Source organism: Pseudomonas sp. ARP3, from assembly GCF_001029595.1.
Lineage (GTDB): Bacteria > Pseudomonadota > Gammaproteobacteria > Pseudomonadales > Pseudomonadaceae > Aquipseudomonas > Aquipseudomonas rhodesiae.
Map to the genome: position 1 here is coordinate 51,258 of NZ_LEKF01000002.1, position 25,257 is coordinate 76,514.

The following is a 25,257-nucleotide window of genomic DNA, read 5'->3' on the forward strand; positions in this document are numbered from 1 at the left end:
CGTAAACTTGCGCGCTTTCGCGACCCCGTCGTCGCACACTCATTATTTTCAAAGGTGCCCGCCATGCCTTGGCTGCAAGTCCGTCTCGCCATCAGCCCAGAACAAGCCGAAACCTACGAAGACGCGTTCCTCGAAGTGGGCGCCGTGTCGGTGACCTTTATGGACGCCGAAGACCAGCCGATCTTCGAACCCGAACTGAACACCACCCCACTGTGGTCCCACACCCACTTGCTGGCCCTGTTCGAGGGCGGCACCGAAGCCGCCAGCGTACTGGCCCACCTGGAACTGCTCACCGGCAGCCCGCTGCCGGAACATCACAGCGAAGTGATCGAAGACCAGGACTGGGAGCGCAGTTGGATGGACAACTTCCAGCCCATGCGTTTCGGCCAGCGCCTGTGGATCGTGCCGAGCTGGCACGCGGCACCGGAGCCGGACGCGGTGAACCTGCTGCTCGACCCGGGCCTGGCGTTCGGCACCGGCACCCACCCCACCACCGCCCTGTGCCTGGAATGGCTCGACGGTCAGGACCTGCGCGACAGCCACGTACTGGACTTCGGCTGCGGCTCGGGGATTCTGGCAATTGCCGCTCTGCTGCTGGGTGCCAAGGAAGCCGTCGGCACCGATATCGATGTACAGGCCTTGGACGCGTCGCGCGATAACGCCGGGCGCAACAACATTCCTGAAGGCAAATTCCCGCTTTACCTACCACAGGATTTGCCCCAGGTGCAGGCCGATGTGCTGGTGGCCAATATCCTCGCCGGGCCGCTGGTGTCCCTGGCGCCGCAGCTGTCGAGCCTGGTCAAGACCGGCGGGCGCCTGGCGCTGTCGGGGATCCTCGCCGAACAGGGCGATGAAGTCGCCGCCGCTTATGCCCAGGACTTCGACCTGGACCCGATCGCTAACCGCGATGGCTGGGTACGCATCAGCGGTCGTCGGCGCTAGAATGAGCGCTTGCCTGAATCGGATGGCCGCATGACCGACAGTTTCGTCACCCAGTGCCCACATTGCCAGACTCGCTTTCGCGTCAACCATGCTCAATTGAGCGTGGCCCGCGGCGTGGTTCGTTGCGGCTCGTGCCTGCAAGTGTTCAACGCGGCTCGCCAGTTACTGGAGCAACGCGCGGCCCATGCGCCTGCGCCTGCGCCTGCGCCGACGACCGAGCCGCCGACAGCCGCCGAGGCCTTGCCCGAGGCGCCGCGCGCGATCAGCCAGAAGCAATGGAGCGCCGAAGAGCTGGACCTGGATCACTTGGACCTGGACGAAGAACTGGCCAAGCTGGAACGCCGCCCCACTCAGCCCGCCACATCGGTGAGCGCAGACCGTCGCCAACCCGGCGATCGTCGGCAGAAGGAAGAACCCCTCAGCGCCAGCCGCGACACGGTCAAGGCCGAAGAGGAAAAGTGGGCCGCCAGCCTGTTCAGCGAACCCGCTGAAGAACGTGTCCAAGCCGACGAAGACGAACCCGAAGCGACCCCAGGCGCCGCGACACGTCAGCGCACCGAACCGTCGATGTCGTTCCACACCGACGAGATCGAGGATGAGCCGCCGTTGCGGCCGATACGCGACACCGACGCATTCGATCCCCCGGTCACTCCAGTACACGATGAGGCCCCCACGCCGGAGCCCGAAGAACACCCTCAGCCGCGCCGCAAGCGTGCGCGCCCTGCGGCCAGCGTCCACGACGACGTGCTTCAGGACCTGGAAGACGACCCGCTGCACCTCTACGCACAAAAACGCCCTTCGGGGCTGGGGCGCCGCCTGATCTGGCTATTGCTGGTGCTCCTCGCCGCAGCCGGCCTGGCGGGCCAGTACATCGCCTATCAATTCGACGACCTGGCCCGCCAGGACGCCTACCGTCCGTGGTTCCAGCAATTGTGCCCCACACTGGGCTGCACGGTACCGTCACGGGTCGATATCGCCCATATCAAGAGCAGCAACCTGGTGGTGCGCAGCCACCCTGAGTTCGCCGGGGCGCTGGTGGTGGACGCAATCATCTACAACCGCGCGACCTTCTCCCAGCCCTTCCCGTTGCTGGAGCTGCGTTTCGCCGATCTCAACGGCGGCTTGATTGCCAGTCGTCGGTTCAAACCGAGCGAATACCTCAGCGGCGAGCTGGCCGGCGTTAGCGAAATGCCATCGCAGACCCCAATCCATATTTCCCTGGATATCCTCGATCCGGGTAACAGAGCCGTGAATTACAGCCTGAGCTTCCACTCCCCTGAGTGAAACGACTCAGCCACCGAAACCTGACGGTGGAATATTGACTGCGCGCCGCTCAACCAAACCGACGGCGATAAAGAAATAACTGTTCAGATTTTATCCAATTCAGCCTTTATCCAGTCATCGAGAGCGGGTATCATGCCAACCCTTTTTCGAACTCTAATGATCCGGCCCCACAACAGGGAAGTCCTATGTCGGCGGTACGCATCGGCCCATACACATTGCAGAACGGCTTGATTCTCGCCCCCATGGCGGGCGTCACCGACCAGCCCTTTCGTCAGCTGTGCAAACGATTGGGCGCCGGCCTAGTAGTCTCGGAAATGGTCACCAGCGACATGAGTTTGTGGAACACCCGCAAGTCGCGGATGCGCATGATCCACGAAGGTGATCCCGAGCCCCGCTCGGTGCAGATCGCCGGTGGAGATGCGCAGATGCTGGCGGATGCGGCCCGAGCCAACGTGGAGCTGGGTGCGCAGATTATCGATATCAACATGGGCTGCCCGGCCAAGAAGGTCTGCAACAAGGCCGCCGGTTCAGCGCTGTTGAAAGATGAGCAGTTGGTTGCCGAGATCCTGCAGGCCGTTGTCGCCGCAGTCGATGTGCCGGTAACCCTGAAGATTCGCACCGGCTGGGACCGGGACAACAAGAATGGTCTGACGGTGGCGAAGATCGCCGAACAGGCAGGTATTACAGCACTGGCGGTGCATGGCCGCACCCGCGCCGACCTTTACACCGGTGAAGCCGAGTACGACACCATCGCCGCGATAAAGCAGGCGGTGTCGATGCCGGTCTTTGCCAATGGCGATATCGACTCCGCCGAGAAAGCCCGGCGCGTACTCCACGCGACCGGTGCCGATGGCCTGTTGATTGGCCGTGCTGCCCAGGGGCGGCCGTGGATTTTTCGTGAGATCGAGCACTTCCTGCGCACCGGCGAAACCTTGCCGGCGCCGGAGCTGGTCGAGGTGGAACGTATTCTGCTAGAGCATCTGGCCGCCCTGCACTCCTTCTATGGAGACGTCATGGGAGTACGCATTGCTCGTAAGCATGTGGGCTGGTATCTCGCAACCTTGCCGGGCGCCAAGGAGTTTCGCGCCCACTTCAATCGTTTGGATGATACGGAAGCACAGTGCGCCAACGTTCGTGAGTTCTTCGCCGGACGTTACAAGAGCCTGGTGACAGGGGACGGAGAGGGGGTGGCCGCATGACGATGATGACCGAGACTTTAGTGAGTGGAACAGCACCCGTGAGCGACAACGTCAATTTGAAACAGCACCTCAACACACCGAGCGAAGAAGGTCAGACCCTTCGCGGGAGTGTCGAGAAGGCGCTGCACAATTATTTCGCCCACCTTGAGGGCGCTTCCGTCACGGACGTGTACAACCTGGTGCTCTCCGAAGTCGAGGCGCCCTTGCTCGAAAGCGTGATGAACTACGTCAAGGGCAACCAGACCAAAGCCAGTGAGCTGCTGGGCCTCAACCGTGGGACCCTGCGCAAGAAGCTCAAGCAGTACGATTTGCTGTAAGCATTCAATCCAACCAGAAAGGCGCCCGCGTAAAACCGGTCGCCTTTTTTGCTGACTCCTTTGCTTTTGATGGAAATTGAAATGACCGACCAGACCACCCGCCTGCCGATCCGCCGCGCCTTGATCAGTGTCTCCGACAAGACCGGGATCCTCGAATTTGCCCGTGAGCTGGAAGCTCTGGGCGTGGAAATCCTCTCCACGGGCGGGACCTTCAAACTGCTGCAGGACAACGGCGTGGCCGCAGTAGAAGTCGCGGACTACACCGGTTTCGCAGAAATGATGGACGGTCGGGTCAAGACCCTGCACCCGAAAATCCACGGCGGCATCCTCGGCCGTCGCGGCACCGACGACGCGATCATGAACGAGCACGGCATAAAGCCGATCGATCTGGTGGCCGTCAACCTCTACCCATTCGAAGCCACCATCAACAAACCCGGCTGTGACCTGCCGACCGCCATCGAAAACATCGACATCGGCGGCCCGACCATGGTCCGCTCGGCGGCCAAGAACCACAAAGACGTGGCCATTGTGGTCAATGCCAGCGACTACGCCAGCGTGTTGGAAAACCTCAAGGCCGGTGGCCTGACCTACGCTCAGCGTTTCGACCTGATGCTCAAGGCGTTCGAACACACCGCCGCCTACGACGGCATGATCGCCAACTACATGGGCACCGTTAATCAAGCCGCCGAAACCCTCAGCACCGAAGGCCGCAGCCAGTTCCCGCGCACCTTCAACAGCCAGTTCATCAAGGCCCAGGAAATGCGCTACGGCGAGAACCCGCACCAGAGCGCGGCGTTCTACGTGGAAGCCAAGCCTGCCGAAGTGGGCATCGCCACCGCGACCCAGCTGCAAGGCAAAGAGCTGTCCTACAACAACGTGGCCGACACCGACGCTGCGCTGGAATGCGTCAAGAGCTTCGTCAAGCCGGCCTGCGTGATCGTCAAGCACGCCAACCCGTGCGGCGTGGCCGTCAGCCCGGACGCCGAAGGCGGCATTCGCCAGGCCTACGAACTGGCCTACGCCACCGACACCGAGTCGGCGTTCGGCGGCATCATCGCCTTCAACCGCGAACTGGACGCCGAGACCGCCAAGGCCATCGTCGATCGTCAATTCGTTGAAGTGATCATCGCCCCATCCGTGAGCGAAGAAGCCCGCGCCATCGTCGCAGCCAAGGCCAATGTGCGCCTGCTGGCCTGCGGCGAGTGGTCGGCCGACCGCGCCGCGGCCTGGGACTACAAGCGCGTCAACGGCGGCCTGCTGGTGCAGAGCCGCGATATCGGCATGATCAGCGCCGACGACCTGAAAGTGGTGACCCAGCGGGCGCCGACCGAACAGGAAATCCACGACCTGATCTTCGCCTGGAAAGTGGCCAAGTACGTTAAATCCAACGCCATCGTCTACGCCAAGAACCGCCAGACCATCGGCGTCGGCGCCGGCCAGATGAGCCGCGTGAACTCGGCGCGTATCGCCGCGATCAAGGCCGAGCACGCCGGGTTGCAGGTGGCCGGTTCGGTAATGGCGTCCGACGCGTTCTTCCCGTTCCGTGACGGCCTGGACAACGCCGCCAAGGCCGGTGTGACCGCCGTGATCCAGCCAGGCGGCTCGATGCGCGACGCCGAAGTGATTGCCGCGGCCGACGAAGCTGGCATTGCCATGGTCTTCACTGGCATGCGTCACTTCCGCCACTAAGCCGACTCGATCGGAATGTGGGAGGGGCTTGCCACCTTCCACATAAAGCGCTCCAGCGGCGCCTACAGAATTTGAGGTTTTGACATGAATGTTTTGATCATTGGCAGCGGCGGCCGTGAACACGCCCTGGCCTGGAAAGTTGCCCAGGACCCTCGCGTCCAGACAGTTTTCGTAGCACCCGGCAATGCCGGCACCGCCATTGAAGCCAAATGCCAGAACGTTGCCATCGACGTGCTGGCCCTTGAGCAACTGGCCGATTTCGCCGAGAAAAACGTTTCCCTGACCATCGTCGGCCCGGAAGTACCGCTGGTGGCCGGTGTGGTGGACCTGTTCCGCAGCCGTGGCCTGGATTGCTTCGGCCCCACCGCCGGTGCTGCGCAATTGGAAGGCTCGAAAGCCTTTACCAAGGATTTCCTCGCCCGCCACAAGATCCCGACCGCCGATTACCAGAACTTCACCGAGATCGAGCCGGCCCTGGCTTACCTGCGTGAAAAAGGCGCGCCAATCGTGATCAAGGCCGACGGCCTGGCCGCCGGTAAAGGCGTGATCGTAGCGATGACCCTGCCGGAAGCCGAAGACGCCGTACGCGACATGCTCGCCGGCAACGCCTTCGGCGATGCGGGCTCGCGTGTCGTCATCGAAGAATTCCTCGACGGCGAAGAAGCCAGCTTCATCGTGATGGTCGACGGCAAGAACGTGCTGCCAATGGCCACCAGCCAAGACCACAAGCGCGTCGGCGACGGCGACACTGGCCCGAACACTGGTGGCATGGGCGCCTACTCCCCGGCGCCTGTGGTGACTAGCGACGTGCACCAGCGTGTGATGGATCAGGTGATCTGGCCGACCGTGCGCGGCATGGCCGACGAAGGCAACGTGTACACCGGTTTCCTCTACGCCGGTCTGATGATCGACAAGGCCGGCAACCCGAAAGTCATCGAGTTCAACTGCCGCTTCGGCGATCCGGAAACCCAACCGGTGATGCTGCGCCTGCAATCGAGCCTGGTGCTGCTGGTGGAAGCCGCCCTGGCCCAGGCCTTGGACAAGGTTGAAGCACAGTGGGACCCACGTCCGAGCGTCGGTATTGTGCTGGCAGCCGGCGGCTACCCTGCCGACTACGCCAAGGGCGACGTGATTGAAGGCCTGGAAGCGGCGGCTAAGCTGGAAGGCAAGGTGTTCCATGCGGGCACTGCGCTCAAGGACGGCCAGGTCGTCACCGCCGGCGGCCGCGTGCTGTGCGCAACCGCCATGGGCGCCAGTGTCGACGCCGCGCAGCAGCAAGCGTACAAACTGGCCGCGGCAATCGACTGGAAGGGCTGTTTCTACCGTAAGGACATTGGCTATCGCGCCATTGCCCGCGAGCGTGGTGAGAGCCAGTAAATCTCGAACATCGCTAGCATTGTCAGTAGCTATCCGTTCGGTTAGGCAAGGGCTCAAGGCCCTTGCCGTATACCCGCCACCCCGCGCATAGTTAACCCGTGCATCAACCTACGAAGGGATTTCGCCGTGCGCTGGCTCAGGATCGCCATAGGTTTCACTGTCAGTCTGCTGACGCTGCTCTGCTTGCTCCCGGCCCAGGCCGCCGCGCAAGGCAGTGGCTGGGCAGTATTGCTTGATGAACAGGCTGACCTGCAACTGAGCGACATCCGCTCCTCGCGTTACACCAATCAATTCAGCCCCATCGAACTGGACCGTATTACCGCCGCGGAGCCGGACGGTGCGTTGTGGGTACGTTTCAAGTTGCAACCCGGCAAGCACGAGCAAGTGCTGCGCATCTTCGCCCCGGACCTGTCCCACCTGAACCTGTACGTGCTCGATGGTGACACCCTGGTAGAGCAACAAAGCACCGGCACCCGCCAGGCCCAGACGGAACGCCCGCTGCCCAGCAGCGACTTCATGCTACCGCTGCCGCAAAGTCAGAACGTCCTTGAGGTCTACGTGCGGCTGGTCTCGGAACACGAGCTGCGCCCCTATATCACTCTGGAACCGGCCGTACTTGCCGCCGCCAACCAGACGCAGACGCTGATCTACGGCCTGCTGTTCGGCTGCCTGCTGATGCTGATCCTGCATAACCTTACACGCTTCGCCTACCACCGCTCGCGCAGCAGCCTATGGCTGGCCGCCTGCGAGGCCCTGTTGATGCTCAGCCTGGCGCTGCTGCTTAACCTGGTCGGCCCGTGGCTGCCCAACTGGCACGCAGTGCAGACCCCCGGCGCGTACCTGGCCCTGCTGCTGACCGCACCGTGCGGGCTGATGTTTGCCTATCGCTTCTTTATGCCGCTCGGCCCCCATGTACTGAACAAGCTGCTGATGGCCGACATCCTGCTCATCGTGCTGTGCGGTCTGCTGTTGTTGTTCGTCAACACCCTGCCCCTGAATATCATCACCTACGCGCTGGTGGCGTTGGCAGGGCTGAGCATGTTGTTCGTTTCAGCGTATCACTGGCAGAAAGGCTACCGTCCAGCGCGACTGTTCGTGGCGGGGATGGTGGTCTTCAATATCGGCACTCTGATCATTCTGCCGGCGCTGCTGGGCCTGACGATGGTCTCGCCCCAGGGCCTGATCGTGACGCTGCTGGCATTCATTTGCCTGAGTGGCCTGTTGATGAGCCTGGCCCTGGGCGAGCGCCAGCGCGCGATTGTCGAGGCACGCTTCAGCCTCAGCCGCGACCTGGCCGCCAGCAATGCCGAGATCGCCGCCAAGGCCGAGTTCCTGGCAAAAATCAGCCACGAAATCCGCACCCCCATGAACGGCGTGCTGGGCATGACCGAACTGCTGCTGGGCACTCCGCTGTCGGTGAAGCAACGGGACTATGTGCAGACCATCCACAGCGCCGGTAACGAACTGCTCACGCTGATCAACGAGATTCTCGACATCTCCAAACTCGAATCCGGGCAGATCGAATTGGACGATGTGCAGTTCGACCTCAATGCGCTGATCGAGGACTGCCTGAGTATCTTCCGCGCCAAGGCCGAGCAGCAGAATGTCGAACTGATCAGCTTTATCCAGCCCCAGGTGCCGCGCGTTATCAGCGGCGACCCGACACGCCTGCGCCAGGCGCTGTTGAGCCTGTTGGAAAACGCCCTGCAGAAAACCGACGAAGGCGAAGTGCTGATCGTGGTGGCCTTGGACGATCGCAGCACCAAACCGCGCCTGCGCATCGCCGTGCAAGACAGCGGCATCCCGATGGAAGCCGCCGAGCGCGATGCCCTGCTGCATAGCGAACTGCACAGTAAGAATTTCCTGTCGGCCACCCGTTTGAGTGGCCACCTGGGGTTGGTAATCGCGCGCCAGCTGATCCTGTTGATGAACGGCGAATTCGGCATCAAGAGCGGCAGCCATCAGGGCAGCACCCTATGGCTGACCCTGCCGCTGGACCCGGAGCGCCTGGAACACCCGACGTCCGACCTCGACGGTCCGCTCAAAGGCGCCCGCGTGCTGGTGGTGGACGACAACGACACCTGCCGCAAAGTGCTGGTGCAGCAATGCTCGGCCTGGGGCCTGAACGTCAGTGCCGCGCCTTCTGGCAAGGAGGCCCTGGCACTGCTGCGTACCAAGGCGCACCTGCGCGACTACTTCGACGTGGTGCTGCTGGACCAGAACATGCCAGGCATGACCGGCATGCAACTGGCGGCGAAGATCAAGGAAGACCCTAGCCTGAACCACGACATTCTGTTGATCATGCTCACCGGCATCAGCAACGCGCCGAGCAAGATCATCGCGCGTAACTGCGGGATCAAGCGCATCCTGGCCAAGCCGGTGGCCGGCTACACCCTCAAGACCACCCTGGCCGACGAACTGACCCAACGCAGCAAAGGCAGCGCCACGCCGCGCCCGGTCCTGACGACGCCGGAAGCTGTCACCGTGCCCAGCGATTTCCGCATTCTGGTGGCCGAAGACAACAGCATTTCCACCAAAGTCATCCGCGGCATGCTCGGAAAACTCAATCTCGATCCGGACACCGCCAGCAACGGCGAAGAAGCGCTGGAGGCCATGAAAGCCCAGCGTTATGACCTGGTGTTGATGGACTGCGAGATGCCAATCCTCGACGGTTTTTCGGCCACCCAACAACTGCGCGCCTGGGAAGTCAGCCACCAACGTATCCGCACGCCGGTGGTCGCGCTCACCGCGCACATTCTCTCGGAACATAAAGAGCGTGCACGCCAAGCCGGCATGGACGGGCATATGGCCAAGCCAGTGGAACTGTCGCAACTGCGTGAACTGGTGGAGTTCTGGGTGGCACAGCGTCAACAGCGCCCCGAACACGCCCCATCGTGACCTGAAATCCCATGTGGGAGAGGGCTTGCCCTCCCACATTTGCCCCCTGGCGCCTGTTAGACTCTCCCCACTTCTCCTGCCGCGAGCCTCCTCCATGCTCCACGTGCTATTCAGCGTTTACCTGAAGATGCTGGTGCTCTACAGCCCGTTCTTCGTGCTGTCCTGCTTTATCAGCCTGACTCGCGGCTATTCCAGCAAAGAACGACGCCGCCTGGCCTGGAAAGTGGCCTTGGCAACGCTGGTTTCCAGTGTGTTGCTCTACCTGTTCGGCCGGTTGATTTTCAGTGTGTTCGGCATCACCGTGGACGCATTCCGCATCGGCGCCGGCAGTGTGCTGTTCATCTCTGCCCTGGGCATGGCTCAGGGTAAGTCGGCCGTGCAGACCGATAACGTGCAGCAGGACGTAACCATCGTGCCGCTGACCATCCCCCTCACCGTCGGCCCCGGCACCATCGGTGCGTTGCTGGTAATGGGGGTCAGCCAGCCGCACTGGGATGACAAAATCATGGCCATCCTCAGCATCGCCCTGGCCAGCTTCACGGTGGGTGTGGTGCTGTACTTGTCCAACCGCATCGAACGCATTTTGGGTGACCAGGGCTTGCAGATTGTCAGTCGGTTGATGGGCTTGTTTGTTTGCGCCCTTGCCGCGCAGATTATTTTTACGGGCGTGCGCGGCTATCTGGTGCCCTAAATCCGGTATTTCGCGATTGCCAGCTGTACTTTGTCTCCGGCGCTCTCGCGCATCAGCTGGATGGTTTTTTCGTTGACCACCGAGGTATTGAGCACCAGGCAGGTTTGCCCGCTGAAGGCCTCGAACGAGGAGCTATCCCACTCCAGGAATGGCAACCCCACCTGTTTACTCACGCCCTGGGTGCTGTAGGTCACCAGCACCATCGTCAATTCACCGTCGGATTCGGCGCAGGACGCCAGGCCGAAATCACCGCCCTGGTGCACGGCGCTGTTGCGTTTGAACAGTTCGAAAGACGTCGGCTGCTGCTTCAGCGCCTCCAGCGCATCCGCCGCCAGCTTGGGCAGCGTAGCCAGCAACGGCCCGCTCAATGACGTCGAGGCCAGCAACGTCGCAATCATATTCAACGCCGCCAGTTGCACCGTCAGGCCCTTGCCGACGCTGGAGACGCGCTCGAACCGACTGCGCACCGGTAGCCAGCCTAGACTGATCATTACCTTGATAAATTCGTCGTACCACGCCTCGCTGCCGCGTTGGACTTTCAACACATCGCTCACGTAACTGCTGGCCAGCAGATAGCTTTTACGGATGTATTCGCGGTTCAGCCCCGACAGGCCCTCGGCAAACGACATGACACTGTTGTTGACCACCGCGGCGTTGCTGTCTTCATCGGTGTCCAGCGGTAACGTGGCGTGCGCCCCGGGCGCTCCCGGCAGTTTGTAGGCGGCGATCAATTTGCGCCGTTTTACGTTGTTGATCCGTTTGTGATGTCGCTCCATTTTCCAGTTCTCCACAAGCACCCCAACATGGGGCTTGCCTTCACCCTAGTCCAGCGCCCAGCGGGGTTTCCACACGACAAACAACGCTCGCCGCCACGCCGTGCGAAACGCTGCCCAGCAATTGCGGGGCACATCGCCGGGCCTTCCAGTTTTCCTTGTGCAAAAAAGAAAAAAGCTCCGAAAACACCCGGTGATCGCCCAGGGTTTATCGGAGCTTTCGTGCAGCCTCAGGCGCCGGGTTTTTCGCCGTACCAACGCGGTGTATAGACCCATGTACCGCCATCGGCCCGCGGGAATGTGCAGGTGGTAGACGAGCCGATCAGCACCATGGTGCGCATGTCCACCTGGTCCGGGGTGAGTTGACCCAGGGTGGTTACGCGCAGCGTCTGGCCAGGGCGGCCAATGTCGCGGCCCAGCACCACCGGCGTTTGTGGCGTGCGATGCAGCGCGACGATTTCCAGGGCACGACCCAGTTGCCACGGGCGCGAACGCGAAATCGGGTTGTAGAACGCCAGGGCCAGGTCGGCCTGGGACGCGAGGTCCAGGCGTTTTTCGATGATCGACCAGGGCTTGAGGTTGTCCGACAGCGACATCACGCAGAAGTCATGCCCCAACGGCGCGCCGGCCTGAGCGGCAGTGGCCAGGGACGCCGAGACGCCCGGCAGGATTTCCAGCTCGACCTGATGCCACGCCGGGTCGTCGGACTCGTGCAACGCCTCGATCACCGCCGCCGCCATGGCGAACACACCCGGGTCGCCGGACGACACCACCACCACCGAACGACCCTGGGCGGCCAGTTCGAAAGCATGGCGCGCGCGCTGCATTTCTTCGCGGTTGTCGGTGCAATGCTGTACCTGATCGTCACGGAATGGGCCGGCCATGCGCACATAGGTTTCATAACCCAGTACATCGGTGCAGCGCGCCAGTTCGGCTTTCACCGCCGGCACCATCAACTCGGCGGCGCCGGGGCCCAGGCCAATCACAGCGAGGCGGCCACGGGCGCGGCCCAGCTGGGACACATCCAATGGTTGCTCGGCAACATCGATCAGCAACTGCGCGCCGGGCTGCACATCGGCAAACCGCAGCGGCACGCCCAGCGCCAGCGCGGCTTCGTGCAGCGAAGAGTCGGCCATCTGCGTCTGGCTGGCCAGCAGGCAGGCCAGGGATTGCACAGCAATACCGGCTTCTCCCAAAGCGCTGCGCACGCGTTCGGCCAAGTACGGGCCCGGAGCACAGGTCACACACACGGTTTTCGGATAGATCAGCAATTCATTGGCCGCAGGTTTGCGCTCGGCACTGCCCACATGAATCGCCAGGCGGGCCTGTTGATCCTGGGGCAGATTGGCCTGTTCCAGCCACGGCGCCGCGCCTTCGATGCGCACGCTTTCACCGGCCAGCAGGTCGGAGACAAAACGCTTGCCCAACTCCAGATCGGCCAAATCATAACCACTCGGAGGGTTGAGCAGGCAAGTGCCGAAACGCAGTTCACCACTGGTGGTGATTGCCGCCGCCACGTTCAACGCAGCCGCGATCTCGCGGGCCATGACGTTGACCCCACCCAGCCCCCCCAGCAACGGCACCACAGCGCTGCCGTCTTCGGCCACCGCGAGTACCGCAGGCTCTTCGCCTTTTTCCAGCAGCAACGGCGCCAGGGTGCGAATCACGATGCCGGCCGCGCACAACGCAATCAACGGCGTGCCCTGTTGATAGAGCTGGCGCAGGGTGGTGCCGAACTCGTTGTAGAGGGTGTCCGCACCCTCAATACGCCCCGCCAGGCCGTGGATCAGCGCGCCAGGGTAAACCTGCTGGATCTTGCGCGCCGTGGCCAAGCTGCCTTGGCCCAGGATGACAATCGCCGGGCGCATCATCCTTGCCACCGTTCACCGGGCACGATGATCAGTGAAAAATATGGCGACGACATCGGTTCCACTTGATCCAGCGGCACAATCTTCTGGTTGGCCATGGTCGCGCGTTCCACATACAGCGCGCGTTCGGCCAGGCCGAGTTCTTCGAGCACCTGGCGCACCTTGGGGAAATTGCGCCCCAGCTTCATGATCACCGCCGCGTCAGCGTCCGCCAGGCGGCGCTTGAGGTCGTCATGGGGCAATACACCCGAAAGCACCGACAGGCTCTGGTTGCGATACACCAGTGGCGCGCCGAGCACCGAGGCGCCGCCGAGCATTGAGCACACGCCAGGGATGACCTGCGCTTCGTAGCGCTCGGCCAGACGGTCGTGCAGGTACATATAGGAGCCGTAGAAGAACGGGTCGCCTTCGCAGATCACCGCCACGTCGCGGCCGGCATCCAGGTGCGCGGCCACATCGACGCTGGCGGTGTCGTAGAAATCGCTGATCACCTGCTCGTAGGACAGCGGTGCCGGCAGCGCTTCGGTGGTCACCGGGTACACCAGCGGCATCAGGGTCTGCTGTGGCACCAGATGGTCTTCGATGATGCCGAAGGCGTTACCCTTCTTGCCCTTGGCCACGAAGTACGCCACCACCGGCGACTCACGCAGCAGGCGCAGCGCCTTGACGGTAATCAGTTCAGGATCGCCGGGGCCCACGCCCAGGCCGATCAAGCGTCCGCGCGCCGACATTATTCAACCTCCGTGGCGAGCGCATTCACCGCTGCGGCGGCCATGGCGCTGCCGCCCAGGCGACCTTGCATGATCACGAACGGCACGCCACGGCTGTCGGCGGCCAGCATCGCCTTGGATTCGGCGGCACCGACAAAACCCACGGGAAAGCCCAGGATCAACGCCGGTTTCGGTGCGCCGGCATCGAGCATCTCCAGCAGATAGAACAGCGCCGTCGGCGCGTTGCCGATCACCACCACGCTGCCCTCCAAGTGTGGGCGCCACAGTTCCAGGGCGGCGGCGGAACGGGTGTTGCCCAACTCCCGCGCCAGTTCCGGCACGCTGTCGTCGCGCAGGGTGCAGATCACGGGGTTGTTGGCCGGCAGGCGCGCACGGGTCACACCCTCGGAGACCATGCGCGCGTCGCACAGGATCGGCGCGCCGGCGGCCAGTGCATCGCGCCCGGCCTTGCCTGCGCCGTCGGAAAACTGCAAGCCGTCGATGGCCTCGACCATGCCGCAGGCATGAATCACGCGCACCGCGAGTTTTTCCAAATCAGCCGGGATACGGGCCAAGTTGGCTTCCGCGCGAATAATGGCGAAGGAGTTGCGATAGATCTCCTGACCGTCGCGGATGTAATCAATCATCGGTGTTGCTCCGTGGGCGGGCACGCAGCAAGGTGCCCGTCGCTTCAATAGAAAGGGTGCGCGCCTGCAGCCGGCCAAAACCGGGCTGGGCTGCATCGCGAAAATAGACGTCGTAGTGACCGGGGCTCACCGCCAGCAAGGTAACCGGCGCGGTGTGCGCCGCAGCGCAGGAGCGCGGGCAGCCGGACAGATGCACCTCTATGCCGGGTTGCAGCGCGGCCAGTTGCACAGCGTCAGCTTTGGTATCGGCCAGGGCTTTGCCGCAGCCGCTGGAACCGGTGCAGGCGATCATGCGCGCGAGGGGATCGTCGATTGCACACAGGAAGCCCAACTGCGCCAAGCGCTGGGTCACCGCGACCGGACGCTCGATATTGGGCAGCAACACGCCCTGCCAAGGGGTCAGGCGCAACGTCCCATCGCCGTACTCGCAGGCCAGTTGCGCGGCGCCCTTGAGCATCATCGAGTCCAGGCGGCCCAGCGGCGCACCTGCCGCGACATAGAACTGATTCTTTTGCTCTTGTGGATAACTTCCGATGTGCAGCAACGCGCCATTGGCCGGGCGTTTGAAGCCCTCCACCGACAGCAGCGGCAGACGCAGGCGGCGCATGAGGTTATCCACATCCAGATGGCGCATGCGGGTTTGCTCGGGGGTCGCAAGGTCGAGAAAAGCTTCCAGCACTGCCACCACCAGCGCATGGCCCTGCTCCAGCGGCACCGCCGCCACGGGGGCATCCTGGCCTGGGCAGCCGGCCAGGCCGAACGCCAGCAATGTCTTGCCATCGCGCACAAACGCCGATAGCCACAGGTCATGGTGATGGTCGAGCATCGCCAGGGCCTCGCCGCCATCCAACTGGATCGCGAACTTGGCCGACAGTTGGTGAAACCGCGAATGGTTTTGCAAGGTGGCGAGAATCTGCTCGGCCAGCGGGCGGGTGTCGAACAGCATCTGTGGGTCAATGCCGGCGCTGGGGCTGAGCATCAGGTTGCGCACGTCATCGCCGGCGGGGTTATTCGGCCCAAGATCGGCGGCGAGCAGCAGGGCAATCAACGCGTCCTGCTCGGCGCCGATGCCGCGAATCTGCAGATTGGCGCGATTGGTCGCCTCGATCACCCCACCGGCATAGGCTTGGGCGGCGTCCGCCACCGCGTGGGCCTGGGCGGCGGTGATGGAACCGCCGGCCAATTTGATCCGGCAGATGCCGCCATCCAGCGCTTGGACAATACGCAGCAACCCCGGACAAGCCGAGGGGCGCAAGGTATTCACAGCGGGCGTTGGCTTCACGGGGCTACCGGTTCATGGGCAAAGGCGCGGTATTATGCCTGCTTTGTCCGGCGGCATGAAAAGCCTGCCCGTCGGATGTCGTTCAAGGAATCCCTATGTCGCCCTGGCTGACGGTAGTAGGCATCGGTGAAGACGGCTTCAAGGGCCTGGGCAGGAACGCCCGGCACGCCCTGTTGCGCGCCTCACGGATTATCGGCGGGCAACGCCAGTTGGATCTGTTGCCGATGTGTATTCGGGGCGAGCGGCAATTATGGCCGAGCCCGTTTTCCCTGGAGCCGGTGTTGGCGCGGCGCGGTGAGCCTGTGTGCGTGCTGGCCAGCGGCGACCCGATGTTCTACGGCGTAGGGGCCAGCCTGGCGCGGCAAGTGGCCGCACAGGAGTTGCTGATCTTGCCGGCGCCGTCGTCGGTGTCGTTGGCGGCGGCGCGGTTGGGCTGGCCGTTGCAGGACGTAGTGACGCTCTCCGTGGTGGCGCGCCCGTTGGCGGCGCTTAACGCGCATCTGGCCAGCGGCGTGCGGTTGTTGGTGTTGAGCAATGACGGTCGCAGCCCTGCCTTGATCGCCTCGCTATTGGCTGAGTCAGGCTTTGGACCTAGCCGGTTGAGCGTGTTCGAACACCTGGGCGGGGCGCAGGAACAGCGCATCGATGGGTTGGCGCAGGCGTGGCAACACACATGCGTGGCCGATTTGAACCTGGTTGCCATCGACTGTGTGGCGGATGCCACGGCGCCTCGCCTGTCGCGCCTGGCGGGGTTGCCCGATTCGGCGTTCCAGCACGACGGCCAACTGACCAAGCGCGACGTGCGCGCCATGACCCTAGCCCGCCTCGCCCCCATGCCCGGCGAACTGCTGTGGGATGTGGGCGCGGGCAGCGGCTCCATCGGCATCGAATGGATGCGCGCCCACCCCAGCTGCCGCGCGCTGGCGATCGAGGCCGATGAAGGCCGCCAAACCCTGATCGAACATAACCGCGACGCCCTTGGCGTACCCGGCCTGCAGCTGATACGCGGCAAAGCGCCGGATGCGTTGCAAGGCCTTGAAGCCCCGGACGCGATCTTCATCGGCGGCGGCGTCACCCGCGACGGCGTACTCGATACCTGCTGGCAACACCTACGCCCCGGCGGCCGGCTGGTCGCCAACGCCGTCACCCTGCAAAGCGAAATAACCCTGATGAACTGGCGCGCCCAGTACGGCGGCGAACTGACGCGCATCCATGTGGCCCAGGCCCAGCCGTTGGGCGACTTCGATACCTGGCGCCAGGCGCTGCCGATCACTTTGCTCGAAGTGATCAAGCCACTATGAACAGGATTCTGCTGCTGGGCGGTGTGACCGAGGCCCTCGCCATTGCCCGCACATTGGGCGCGCAGCACATCTACAGTTTGGCGGGGGTGGGGCGTGTGCCGACCGATCTCAGTTGCCAAGTGCGTGTCGGAGGTTATGGCGGCGCTGAGGGCCTGGCGCAGTTTGTCCGGGATGAAGGAATCAGCCTGATCCTCGACGCGACCCATCCCTATGCGGCGCAGATCAGCCGTAACGCCGCCGAAGCTGCGCGGTTGAGTGGCATCCCTTGCTGGGCCCTGCGCCGTCCGGTGTGGCAGCCGCAGGCCGGAGATGACTGGCGCGAAGTGAGTGACTGGGCCGAGCTGATCGAAGCCCTGAAACCCTTCAAGCGCCCGCTCTTCACCTTGGGCCGCGAACCGTTGCAGCACCTCGACGAAATCCCCGCCGAGCAATTCTGGACACTGCGCGCATTGGATGTGTACCCCGGCAATGATCGCTGTGAAGTGATTGGCGCACGCGGGCCGTTTCTGCTCGAAGATGAACGCGCGCTGTTTGAACGGCGTGGGATCGATGTACTGATCAGCAAGAACAGCGGCAGTACCGCCACCGAGCCGAAGCTGGAAGTGGCGCGGGAACGCGGGCTGCCAGTGCTGGTGTTGAAGCGGCCAGTGTTGGCGGCGGTGGACCGAGAATTCACAGCCGTGTCAGCGCTGCTACAGGCAATACACACTCGTGGAGCACCACAAACCTAATAAACCTAATGTGGGAGGGGGCTGCCCCCTCCCACCTTGTTTGTTGTGGCGTTAGCGGCTTGTGGCTATCGCCTGCCCGGCAGCCGAGCAATCGCTACTCAGCGCATTGGCCGAGACTTCGCTGAGGTTGACCAACAGGTCTCCGGTGCTGATGCCAGCGGCTACGGTGAACAGACGCCGATACCACCCGAGCGGTCGCCGATTTTTACCCCGCCTTAAACGCAGAATTCACCTACAGACACTTCCGAGCCAGCTGGCTGGCTCAGCCAAAAGCCCCCGCCCTAACCTCCCGTCTCGCGGTTTTGCGTCAGCGCCCGCGAAGGGGGCACGCCGTTTCGACAACGTGTCACAGCTTGCCAACTTGTATCCTGAGGAATACGATCCATGACAATCGAGTTCAATGAAACCATTGAGTTTGCCAACTGGCTGGAAGCTGTTCGGGACCCGTTCGTAAAAGTTCGTGTGGTCAAGAGAGTGCGAATGGCTGAAGCCGGAAATTTTGGCGACTGCGAATCAGTGGGGGATGGAGTGTTTGAAATGCGGATCCATTACGGCCCTGGGTATCGCGTTTACTTCACCCGCCGAGACGAAGTGGTTTATCTATTACTAATCGGCGGTGATAAATCAACACAGAGCAGAGACATCAAACGTGCAAAGCAAATTGCGATAAATTTTGGTAGTGAGGAATAAATTATGAGCGAGTCCTTTTCCCGCTTCGATGCGGCAAAATATCTGAAAACCCCTCTGGAAATGGCTGCATATTTAGAGACCTGCTTTGAGGATGATGCTGGCGATGGTCTATTGATTCGCACCGCTCTCAACGACATCGCCCGCGCCCAAGGCATGACCCAAGTAGCCCGCGACGCCGGCCTCGGCAGAGAAAGTCTGTACAAAGCCCTCTCCAGCAGTGGCAATCCCGAGTTCGCGACTATCATGAAAGTCATGAGAGCGTTGGGCCTCAAGCTGCACGCCACCGTGATCTGATAGCACTGCGACACCAAACCACACCGCCGCTTTTTACTTATCCCCGCCGATCAGGCTAAATACCGGCCTGATCGTTAACCCTACGGATTGTCCGCCATGGCCCGTCAACGCTTTGCAATTGCCTGGATCGCCTGCCTTGCAGTGCTGTTCAACGCGTTTGCCATGCCGCTGGCCGGAGCGATGCAGCAGTCCAAGGACCCTGTACAGCAACTGCTGTGGGGTAGTTTCTGTTCATCCAATGGCGCCAGCCTCAAGACTATCGAACTGGGCAAACTGGAGATTCCGGCACCGCAGCCGGACGATCATTCCACCATGCAGCATTGCTGGTGTTGCTCGGGCTCACCGTCGTTGGTGGCATTGCCGGGGCATGTGCCGCAGTTGTATGTGACGCGCTTCGAGCCGCTACAAAGCCTGTCGCCGCCGTCATTGCAGACCCCCACCCCGCGCCAGCAATGGCCGAGCCTCAACCCCCGCGCCTCTCCATCGGTCTAGTCTTTTTCGCAAGTGAACTGCGTTTAGAACCGTTCTGGAGAACTGCCATGCTCAAATCATCCCTGCTTCTGGCCGCGTTGCTGCTGCCGGTGTTCAGTGCTGCCAATGCTCAAGACTACAAGGCCGGCGACCTGCTGGTCAGCGATCCCTGGTCCCAGGAGTTGCCACCCAATGCGCCCACCGTCGCGGCGTATTTCGTGGTGCATAACACCGCAGAAACACCGGACCGCCTGCTCAGCGCCGAGACGCCAGTGGCAGAAAAGGCGCAGTTGCACGAGCACGTCATGCAAGGCGCCCTGATGAAAATGCAAGAGGTGCCCAACGTGGCCGTGCCGGCCAAAGGCGATCTGACGTTCGCGCCCATGGCCTACCATGTGATGTTGCTGGGCCTCAAAGACCGCAGCCTACTGGCCGATGGCAAACAGTTCCCGCTGACCCTGACCTTCGAAAAGGCCGGCAAGGTCGAGGTGCAAGTGTCAGTGCAGAAAATGCCGCCCATGGCCAGTCACGAGCACCAGCACCCGCAATAGGCTGAAGCTCGATGGGCGCCCCTCGCGCCAGGTTGTCTCCCCGCCGCCGTGTAACACGCGGCAGTTGGATCAGCCTGTTCGCCATGCTGATGATCTTTATCGGTCCGCTGATTTCCCAAGCGATGCCGATGGATCATCACGCCGGTATGTCCATGGCAATGCCCATGGAGATGCCCGCTGACCACGGCGACTCCCATCATCCCAAAGCCCCTAGCGAGCACCACGCGCTGTGGGCCAAATGCGGCTACTGCGAGCTGCTGTTCAGTTGCCCGGCCCTGCCCGGCAACGCATCCTTCGTGGCCGTCGGCGCCCCACCGCCGGCCAACGCCCTCACCCCCGCCACGCGCCTGGGCCATGCCCGGCAGAGCATCTTCCCCGGCGCCCGCAGCCGTGCGCCGCCCATCGCAACGTAAACACTCAACCCCGTTACTTCACCCCGGCCGACTTTAGACAGACAGCCGCAGGCTGCTGGCCGTGTTGTTTACGATTGATTGATGGAATTTGTCATGTCCAGGTTCTCTGCTGACTCCCGTTTGGGAAGCACCCCCGTGTTCGCCGTTCTGTGCGGCGCACTGCTGGTTCCGATGGCCCACGCCGACGAACATGAATTGAGCCCCACGGTGATCACCGCAATCGCCCCCAGCTCGCCGCTGACCGTGGTCACCAACCCCAAGGATCCCCGTCAACCGGTGCCCGCCAGCGATGGCGGCGACTACCTCAAGACCATCCCCGGCTTCGCCCTGGTACGCAACGGCGGCACCAATGGCGACCCGGTGCTGCGCGGCATGTTCGGTTCGCGCCTGAATATCCTTACCAACGGCAGCATGATGCTCGGTGCCTGCCCCGGCCGTATGGATGCGCCTACCTCGTACATCTCACCGGAAACCTACGACACCCTCACCGTGATCAAAGGCCCTCAAACCGTACTCTGGGGCCCGGGCGCCTCGGCCGGCACGATCCTGTTCGACCGCGAGCCGGAGCACTTCGGCGAACTCGGCACGCGGCTCAACGCCAGCGTGCTGGCCGGTTCCAATGGGCGCTTCGACAAGGTCATCGATGCCGCCGCCGGCGGCCCGTTGGGCTATGTGCGGGTGATCGGCAACCAGGCCCACGCCGATGACTACAAGGACGGCAATAACGACACGGTCGCCTCGCGCTATGACAAGTGGAACGGCGACGTTGCGGTGGGTTTCACCCCCGACGCCGACACCTTGCTGGAACTCACCGCTGGCCGTGGCGACGGCGAAGCGCGCTATGCCGGGCGCGGCATGGATGGCTCGCAGTTTCTGCGCGAGAGCCTGGGGCTGCGCTTCGAAAAGTCGAATATCGGCGAGGTGCTGGATAAGGTCGAAGCCCAGGTTTACTACAACTACGCCGACCATGTGATGGACAACTACAGCCTGCGCACGCCGTCGGGCACCGGGATGATGGCCGGGCCCATGGCCTCCAACGTCGACCGACGCACCCTCGGCGCCCGCATCAAGGCCACTTGGCGCTGGGCCGACGTGCAGTTGATCGGCGGCCTGGACGCCCAGACCAACGAACACCGCCAACGCAGCAGCATGGGCATCGACACCTACAAAAATCTGCCGCGCGACAAGGACGCCGACTTCCACAACTACGGCGTGTTTGGCGAACTCACCTGGTACGCCGCCGACCGTGATCGCCTGGTCAGCGGCGCGCGCCTGGACCGCGCCTCGGCCAAGGACTTTCGCCAGACCACCGGCTCGGGCATGAGCAAACGCGCCAACCCCACTGCCGATGAGACCCGCGCCGACACTTTGCCGTCGGGCTTTATGCGCTATGAGCACGACCTGGCGGACAGCCCCACGACTGTCTACGCCGGGCTCGGCCATTCGCAGCGTTTCCCGGATTACTGGGAGCTGTTTTCGCCCAACACCGGCGCGGTCGGTTCGGTGAATGCATTCGAAGGTGTGAAGCCGGAGAAAACCACCCAGCTCGACGTCGGCGCGCAGTACAAAACCGACACGCTCGAAGCCTGGGCGTCGGGCTACGTCGGCCAGGTGCGCGACTTTATCCTGTTCGATTACAAGCCCGGCATGATGGGCACCACCTCCCAGGCACGCAATGTGGACGCACGCATCATGGGCGGCGAACTGGGCGCAGCTTACAAATTGACCCAGCACTGGAAAGCCGATGCGACCCTGGCCTACGCCTGGGGCAAGAACAGCAGCGACGGCAAGGCCCTGCCGCAAATGCCGCCGCTGGATACCCGCCTGAGCCTGACGTACAGCGAGGATAACTGGAGCGCCGGAGCCCTGTGGCGGGTAGTCGCGGCGCAAAACCGCATCGACCAGAACAAAGGCAATGTGGTCGGCAAGGACTATGACAAGAGCGGCGGGTTTGGCGTGTTCTCGCTGAACGGGGCTTATCGCATCAATAAAAACTTCAAAGTCAGCACCGGCGTCGACAACCTGTTCGGCAAGGCCTACGCCGAGCACTTGAACCTGGCCGGCAACGCCGGGTTCGGCTACCCGGCGAGCGATCCGCAAGCCCTCAAGGAGCCGGGGCGCACGCTCTGGACCAAGGTGGACATGAGCTTCTAAAAGCATTGGGGGCAAGCCCCTCCCACATTTTGAAATGCGCACCCAATGTGGGAGGGGGCTTGCCCCCGATGGCGGTACATCTGAAACAAAAAAACCAAAGCCTTGCGGAGCCTCTGATGAGCACTCAAAAAGTTTCCTTCTACAACCTGGCCTGGCGCTGGCATTTCTACGCCGGCCTGTTTGTCGCTCCCTTTATGGTGCTGCTGGCCCTGACCGGCATCATCTACCTGTTCAAACCCCAGCTCGATCCGCTGATGTACGGCGACCTGCTCACGGTGCAAAGCGCCGAACACGCGCTGAGTGCCGACGAGCAACTGCAACGGGCCCAGGCGGCCTTTCCCATGGGCAAGATCAGCAAATACCTACCGCCGGCCACCGCCACCAGCAGCGCACAGTTTGTGATGCACAACGATGGCCGCGAAGTGACGGTGTTTGTCGACCCCTATCGCGGCACCGTGCTCGGCGAGCAGGACGCCCAATACAATCTGCAAGCCATCGCCCGCGCGCTGCATGGTGAATTGATGATCGGCACCACCGGCGATCGCTTGGTAGAACTCGCCGCCGGTTGGGGGGTGATGCTGGTGGTGTCCGGCCTGTACCTGTGGTGGCCGCGCGGCAAGTCTTCAGCCGGGGTGCTGTGGCCACGTCTCGGCAGTCGCGGGCGGCTGTTCTGGCGCGATCTGCATGCGGTGGTGGGCTTCTGGGGCGCGGCGTTTCTGCTGGTGATGCTGCTCAGCGGCATGACCTGGACCGGCTTCTGGGGCAAGCAATACGCCGAGCTCTGGAACCGCTTCCCCGCAGCGATGTGGAACGACGTGCCGCAGTCCGATCAGCAAGCGCGGGCACTCAACACCGCGACGCAACAGACCGTGCCCTGGGCCATGGAAAACACGCCGATGCCGATGTCCGGCGACCATGCCGAACACATGAATCACGGCGCCATGCATTCGGGCCCGGCTGCGCCAACCGTGCGCCTGCAACAGGTGGTCGACCTCGCCACCGCGCGCCAAGTCGAGCCCGGCTACAGCATCACCTTCCCCACCACCGCCGACGGCGTATTCACCATCGCCGTGTTCGCCGACGACCCGCGCAACGACGCGACCCTGCATGTGGATCAATACACCGGCAAGGTCCTGGCCGACGTGCGCTGGGCGCACTACAACCTGGTCGCGCGGGCCACCGAGACCGGCGTGATGCTGCACGAAGGCAAGATGTTCGGCTGGGTCAACCAACTGCTCGTGTTGCTGATCTGCCTGATGATCCTGCTCAGCGCGGTCAGCGGCGTGGTGATCTGGTGGAAGCGCCGGCCCCAGGGCGGGCTCGGGGTGCCGCCATTGCGCCATGACCTGCCGAAGTGGAAAACCGCGATGGCCATCATGCTGGCGCTGGCGATCATCTTCCCCTTGGTGGGCGCCTCGTTGATTGCGGTGTGGGTGCTGGATCGCCTGCTGCTGTCGCGGTGGTTCGGGCAAGGCCAATCGGCGCGCCCATGACACAAGCCGGGGCCAACGCACCAGTGCAGTGCCGGCCCCGCACCACGGCCAGGTTCAGGCGCCGATTCGGTGCAGAGCCTGGCCGCCAGCGCGGTGTGAGCGCCGTATTCACTCGTTAGGGCAAGCAGGCACAGCCCTTGCAATCACCGGAGTATCTGTCCAACAACAACACTTGGGTACTCGGAGATCGCACCATGAAGCGTCGCAGCTTGATCAAGGCTTTCACTCTTTCGGCATCCATTGCCGCCATGGGCATGACGTGGACCGTCCAGGCCGCTGAGACCATCAAGGTCGGCATCCTGCACTCGCTGTCCGGGACCATGGCTATCTCCGAAACGTCGCTTAAGGACATGGCGTTGATGACCATCGACGAGATCAACGCCAAGGGTGGTGTGAACGGAAAAATGTTGGAGCCTGTGGTGGTTGACCCGGCGTCGAACTGGCCGCTGTTCGCTGAAAAAGGTCGGCAGTTGCTGACCCAGGACAAAGTCGCCGTGGTGTTCGGCTGCTGGACTTCGGTGTCGCGCAAATCCGTATTGCCGGTGTTCGAAGAACTCAACGGTCTGCTGTTCTACCCGGTGCAGTACGAAGGCGAAGAGATGTCACCTAACGTGTTCTACACCGGTGCCGCGCCGAACCAGCAGGCGATCCCGGCCGTTGAATACCTGATGAGCGAGGAAGGCGGCAGCGCCAAGCGTTTCTTCCTGCTCGGCACCGACTACGTGTACCCGCGCACCACCAACAAAATCCTACGCTCGTTCCTGCATTCCAAAGGCGTAGCGGATAAAGACATCGAAGAGGTCTACACCCCGTTCGGCCATGCCGATTACCAGACCATTGTCGCCAACATCAAGAAGTTCTCGGCCGGCGGCAAGACTGCCGTGATCTCCACCGTCAACGGCGACTCCAACGTGCCGTTCTACAAAGAACTGGCCAACCAGGGCCTCAAAGCGACCGAAGTGCCGGTAGTGGCGTTCTCGGTGGGCGAAGAAGAACTGCGCGGCATCGACACCAAGCCGTTGGTGGGCAACCTCGCCGCCTGGAACTACTTCCAGTCGGTGGAGAACCCGGTGAACCAGAAATTCGTCGCCGACTGGAAAGCCTACGCGAAGAAACACAACCTGCCGGGCGCCGACAAAGCCGTGACCAACGATCCGATGGAAGCCACCTACGTGGGTATCCATATGTGGGCGCAGGCGGCGGAGAAAGCCAAGTCCACCGACGTCGACAAAGTGCGTGAAGCGCTGGGCGGCCAAACCTTCGCCGCGCCGTCGGGCTTTACCCTGACCATGGACAAGACCAACCACCACCTGCACAAGCCGGTGATGATCGGCGAGATCCAGGCCGACGGGCAGTTCTCGGTGGTATGGCAGACCCAGGAGCCGATCCGGGCGCAGCCGTGGAGCCCATACATCCCAGGCAATGACAAAAAGCCGGACTATGCGGTGAAGAGCAACTAAGCCCCACCACAGGCCAACTGTG

General features: G+C 62.7%; 23 protein-coding genes. 18 read left to right on the forward strand and 5 right to left on the reverse strand.

Annotated features, from left to right (window positions below; translation table 11 throughout):
- Window positions 1-63 precede the first annotated feature (63 nt).
- From prmA to ABX75_RS02130, 8 genes are all read left to right on the forward strand, one after another.
- Complete coding sequence (prmA, locus tag ABX75_RS02095) at window positions 64-942, forward strand: 50S ribosomal protein L11 methyltransferase (protein ID WP_034095682.1); 879 nt, start codon at window positions 64-66, stop codon at window positions 940-942.
- Between the two features lie 30 nt (window positions 943-972).
- Entirely contained in the window at window positions 973-2,226 is a 1,254-nt protein-coding gene (locus ABX75_RS02100) for a DUF3426 domain-containing protein (RefSeq protein ID WP_047881386.1), read from the forward strand.
- Between the two features lie 185 nt (window positions 2,227-2,411).
- Window positions 2,412-3,425 carry a tRNA dihydrouridine synthase DusB gene (gene dusB, locus ABX75_RS02105; protein WP_034111586.1) on the forward strand — a complete coding sequence of 338 codons (1,014 nt, stop codon included), beginning with the start codon at window positions 2,412-2,414 and terminating at the stop codon, window positions 3,423-3,425.
- Complete coding sequence (gene fis, locus ABX75_RS02110) at window positions 3,422-3,742, forward strand: DNA-binding transcriptional regulator Fis (protein WP_003221275.1); 321 nt, start codon at window positions 3,422-3,424, stop codon at window positions 3,740-3,742. Before dusB ends, fis begins: the two co-directional genes overlap by 4 nt.
- Before the next feature lie 81 nt (window positions 3,743-3,823).
- Window positions 3,824-5,431 (forward strand): bifunctional phosphoribosylaminoimidazolecarboxamide formyltransferase/IMP cyclohydrolase, encoded by a 1,608-nt coding sequence (gene purH, locus ABX75_RS02115; protein ID WP_034095679.1) that lies wholly within the window; start codon window positions 3,824-3,826, stop codon window positions 5,429-5,431.
- Window positions 5,432-5,515: 84 nt separating this feature from the next.
- Window positions 5,516-6,808, forward strand: coding sequence for a phosphoribosylamine--glycine ligase (gene purD / locus ABX75_RS02120; protein ID WP_034111583.1), 1,293 nt, complete (start codon window positions 5,516-5,518; stop codon window positions 6,806-6,808).
- A gap of 126 nt (window positions 6,809-6,934) precedes the next feature.
- Window positions 6,935-9,706, forward strand: coding sequence for a hybrid sensor histidine kinase/response regulator (locus ABX75_RS02125; protein ID WP_034095677.1), 2,772 nt, complete (start codon window positions 6,935-6,937; stop codon window positions 9,704-9,706).
- Window positions 9,707-9,800: 94 nt separating this feature from the next.
- Window positions 9,801-10,397 carry a MarC family protein gene (locus ABX75_RS02130; RefSeq protein WP_034095676.1) on the forward strand — a complete coding sequence of 199 codons (597 nt, stop codon included), beginning with the start codon at window positions 9,801-9,803 and terminating at the stop codon, window positions 10,395-10,397.
- On the opposite strand, the gene ABX75_RS02135 is transcribed toward ABX75_RS02130, so the two are convergent.
- The 5 genes from ABX75_RS02135 to cobG all read right to left on the reverse strand — a co-directional run bounded on the left by ABX75_RS02135 (window position 10,394) and on the right by cobG (window position 15,677).
- A complete protein-coding gene (locus ABX75_RS02135; protein WP_034095675.1) occupies window positions 10,394-11,173 on the reverse strand; it encodes a hypothetical protein in 780 nt (259 codons plus the stop codon). The two genes, ABX75_RS02130 and ABX75_RS02135, sit on opposite strands and share 4 nt — an antisense overlap.
- 227 nt (window positions 11,174-11,400) lie before the next feature.
- Window positions 11,401-13,038 (reverse strand): precorrin-3B C(17)-methyltransferase, encoded by a 1,638-nt coding sequence (gene cobJ / locus ABX75_RS02140; RefSeq protein ID WP_047881387.1) that lies wholly within the window; start codon window positions 13,036-13,038, stop codon window positions 11,401-11,403.
- The gene (locus tag ABX75_RS02145) at window positions 13,038-13,772 is read right to left on the reverse strand and encodes a precorrin-2 C(20)-methyltransferase (protein WP_169902991.1); all 735 of its coding nucleotides are present in this window, start codon (window positions 13,770-13,772) and stop codon (window positions 13,038-13,040) included. The genes cobJ and ABX75_RS02145 overlap by 1 nt, the downstream gene beginning before the upstream one ends.
- Window positions 13,769-14,395: a precorrin-8X methylmutase gene (locus ABX75_RS02150; RefSeq protein ID WP_034095672.1), complete on the reverse strand. Its 627-nt coding sequence runs from the start codon at window positions 14,393-14,395 to the stop codon at window positions 13,769-13,771. The genes ABX75_RS02145 and ABX75_RS02150 overlap by 4 nt, the downstream gene beginning before the upstream one ends.
- The gene (gene cobG, locus ABX75_RS02155; RefSeq protein WP_256203846.1) at window positions 14,388-15,677 is read right to left on the reverse strand and encodes a precorrin-3B synthase; all 1,290 of its coding nucleotides are present in this window, start codon (window positions 15,675-15,677) and stop codon (window positions 14,388-14,390) included. Before cobG ends, ABX75_RS02150 begins: the two co-directional genes overlap by 8 nt.
- 95 nt (window positions 15,678-15,772) lie before the next feature.
- Between cobG and ABX75_RS02160 the strand changes: the two genes are divergently transcribed.
- From ABX75_RS02160 to urtA, 10 genes are all read left to right on the forward strand, one after another.
- A complete protein-coding gene (locus tag ABX75_RS02160; RefSeq protein WP_047881389.1) occupies window positions 15,773-16,978 on the forward strand; it encodes a bifunctional cobalt-precorrin-7 (C(5))-methyltransferase/cobalt-precorrin-6B (C(15))-methyltransferase in 1,206 nt (401 codons plus the stop codon).
- Window positions 16,975-17,709, forward strand: a complete 735-nt coding sequence (locus ABX75_RS02165) for a cobalt-precorrin-6A reductase (RefSeq protein ID WP_034111575.1) — start codon at window positions 16,975-16,977, stop codon at window positions 17,707-17,709. The genes ABX75_RS02160 and ABX75_RS02165 overlap by 4 nt, the downstream gene beginning before the upstream one ends.
- A 384-nt stretch (window positions 17,710-18,093) precedes the next feature.
- A complete protein-coding gene (locus ABX75_RS02170) occupies window positions 18,094-18,399 on the forward strand; it encodes a type II toxin-antitoxin system RelE/ParE family toxin (protein WP_034095668.1) in 306 nt (101 codons plus the stop codon).
- A gap of 3 nt (window positions 18,400-18,402) precedes the next feature.
- Complete coding sequence (locus ABX75_RS02175; protein WP_034111573.1) at window positions 18,403-18,693, forward strand: addiction module antidote protein; 291 nt, start codon at window positions 18,403-18,405, stop codon at window positions 18,691-18,693.
- Window positions 18,694-18,789: 96 nt separating this feature from the next.
- Window positions 18,790-19,185: a DUF2946 domain-containing protein gene (locus ABX75_RS02180; protein ID WP_034111572.1), complete on the forward strand. Its 396-nt coding sequence runs from the start codon at window positions 18,790-18,792 to the stop codon at window positions 19,183-19,185.
- A gap of 47 nt (window positions 19,186-19,232) precedes the next feature.
- Window positions 19,233-19,715 carry a copper chaperone PCu(A)C gene (locus tag ABX75_RS02185; RefSeq protein ID WP_047881390.1) on the forward strand — a complete coding sequence of 161 codons (483 nt, stop codon included), beginning with the start codon at window positions 19,233-19,235 and terminating at the stop codon, window positions 19,713-19,715.
- Between the two features lie 11 nt (window positions 19,716-19,726).
- Window positions 19,727-20,128, forward strand: a complete 402-nt coding sequence (locus tag ABX75_RS02190) for a DUF2946 domain-containing protein (protein ID WP_034095664.1) — start codon at window positions 19,727-19,729, stop codon at window positions 20,126-20,128.
- Between the two features lie 93 nt (window positions 20,129-20,221).
- Window positions 20,222-22,282 carry a TonB-dependent copper receptor gene (locus tag ABX75_RS02195; RefSeq protein ID WP_047881391.1) on the forward strand — a complete coding sequence of 687 codons (2,061 nt, stop codon included), beginning with the start codon at window positions 20,222-20,224 and terminating at the stop codon, window positions 22,280-22,282.
- 116 nt (window positions 22,283-22,398) lie between these two features.
- Window positions 22,399-23,775 (forward strand): PepSY domain-containing protein, encoded by a 1,377-nt coding sequence (locus tag ABX75_RS02200; RefSeq protein ID WP_047881507.1) that lies wholly within the window; start codon window positions 22,399-22,401, stop codon window positions 23,773-23,775.
- Between the two features lie 194 nt (window positions 23,776-23,969).
- Window positions 23,970-25,235 (forward strand): urea ABC transporter substrate-binding protein, encoded by a 1,266-nt coding sequence (gene urtA, locus ABX75_RS02205; RefSeq protein ID WP_034095662.1) that lies wholly within the window; start codon window positions 23,970-23,972, stop codon window positions 25,233-25,235.
- Window positions 25,236-25,257: the final 22 nt, after the last annotated feature.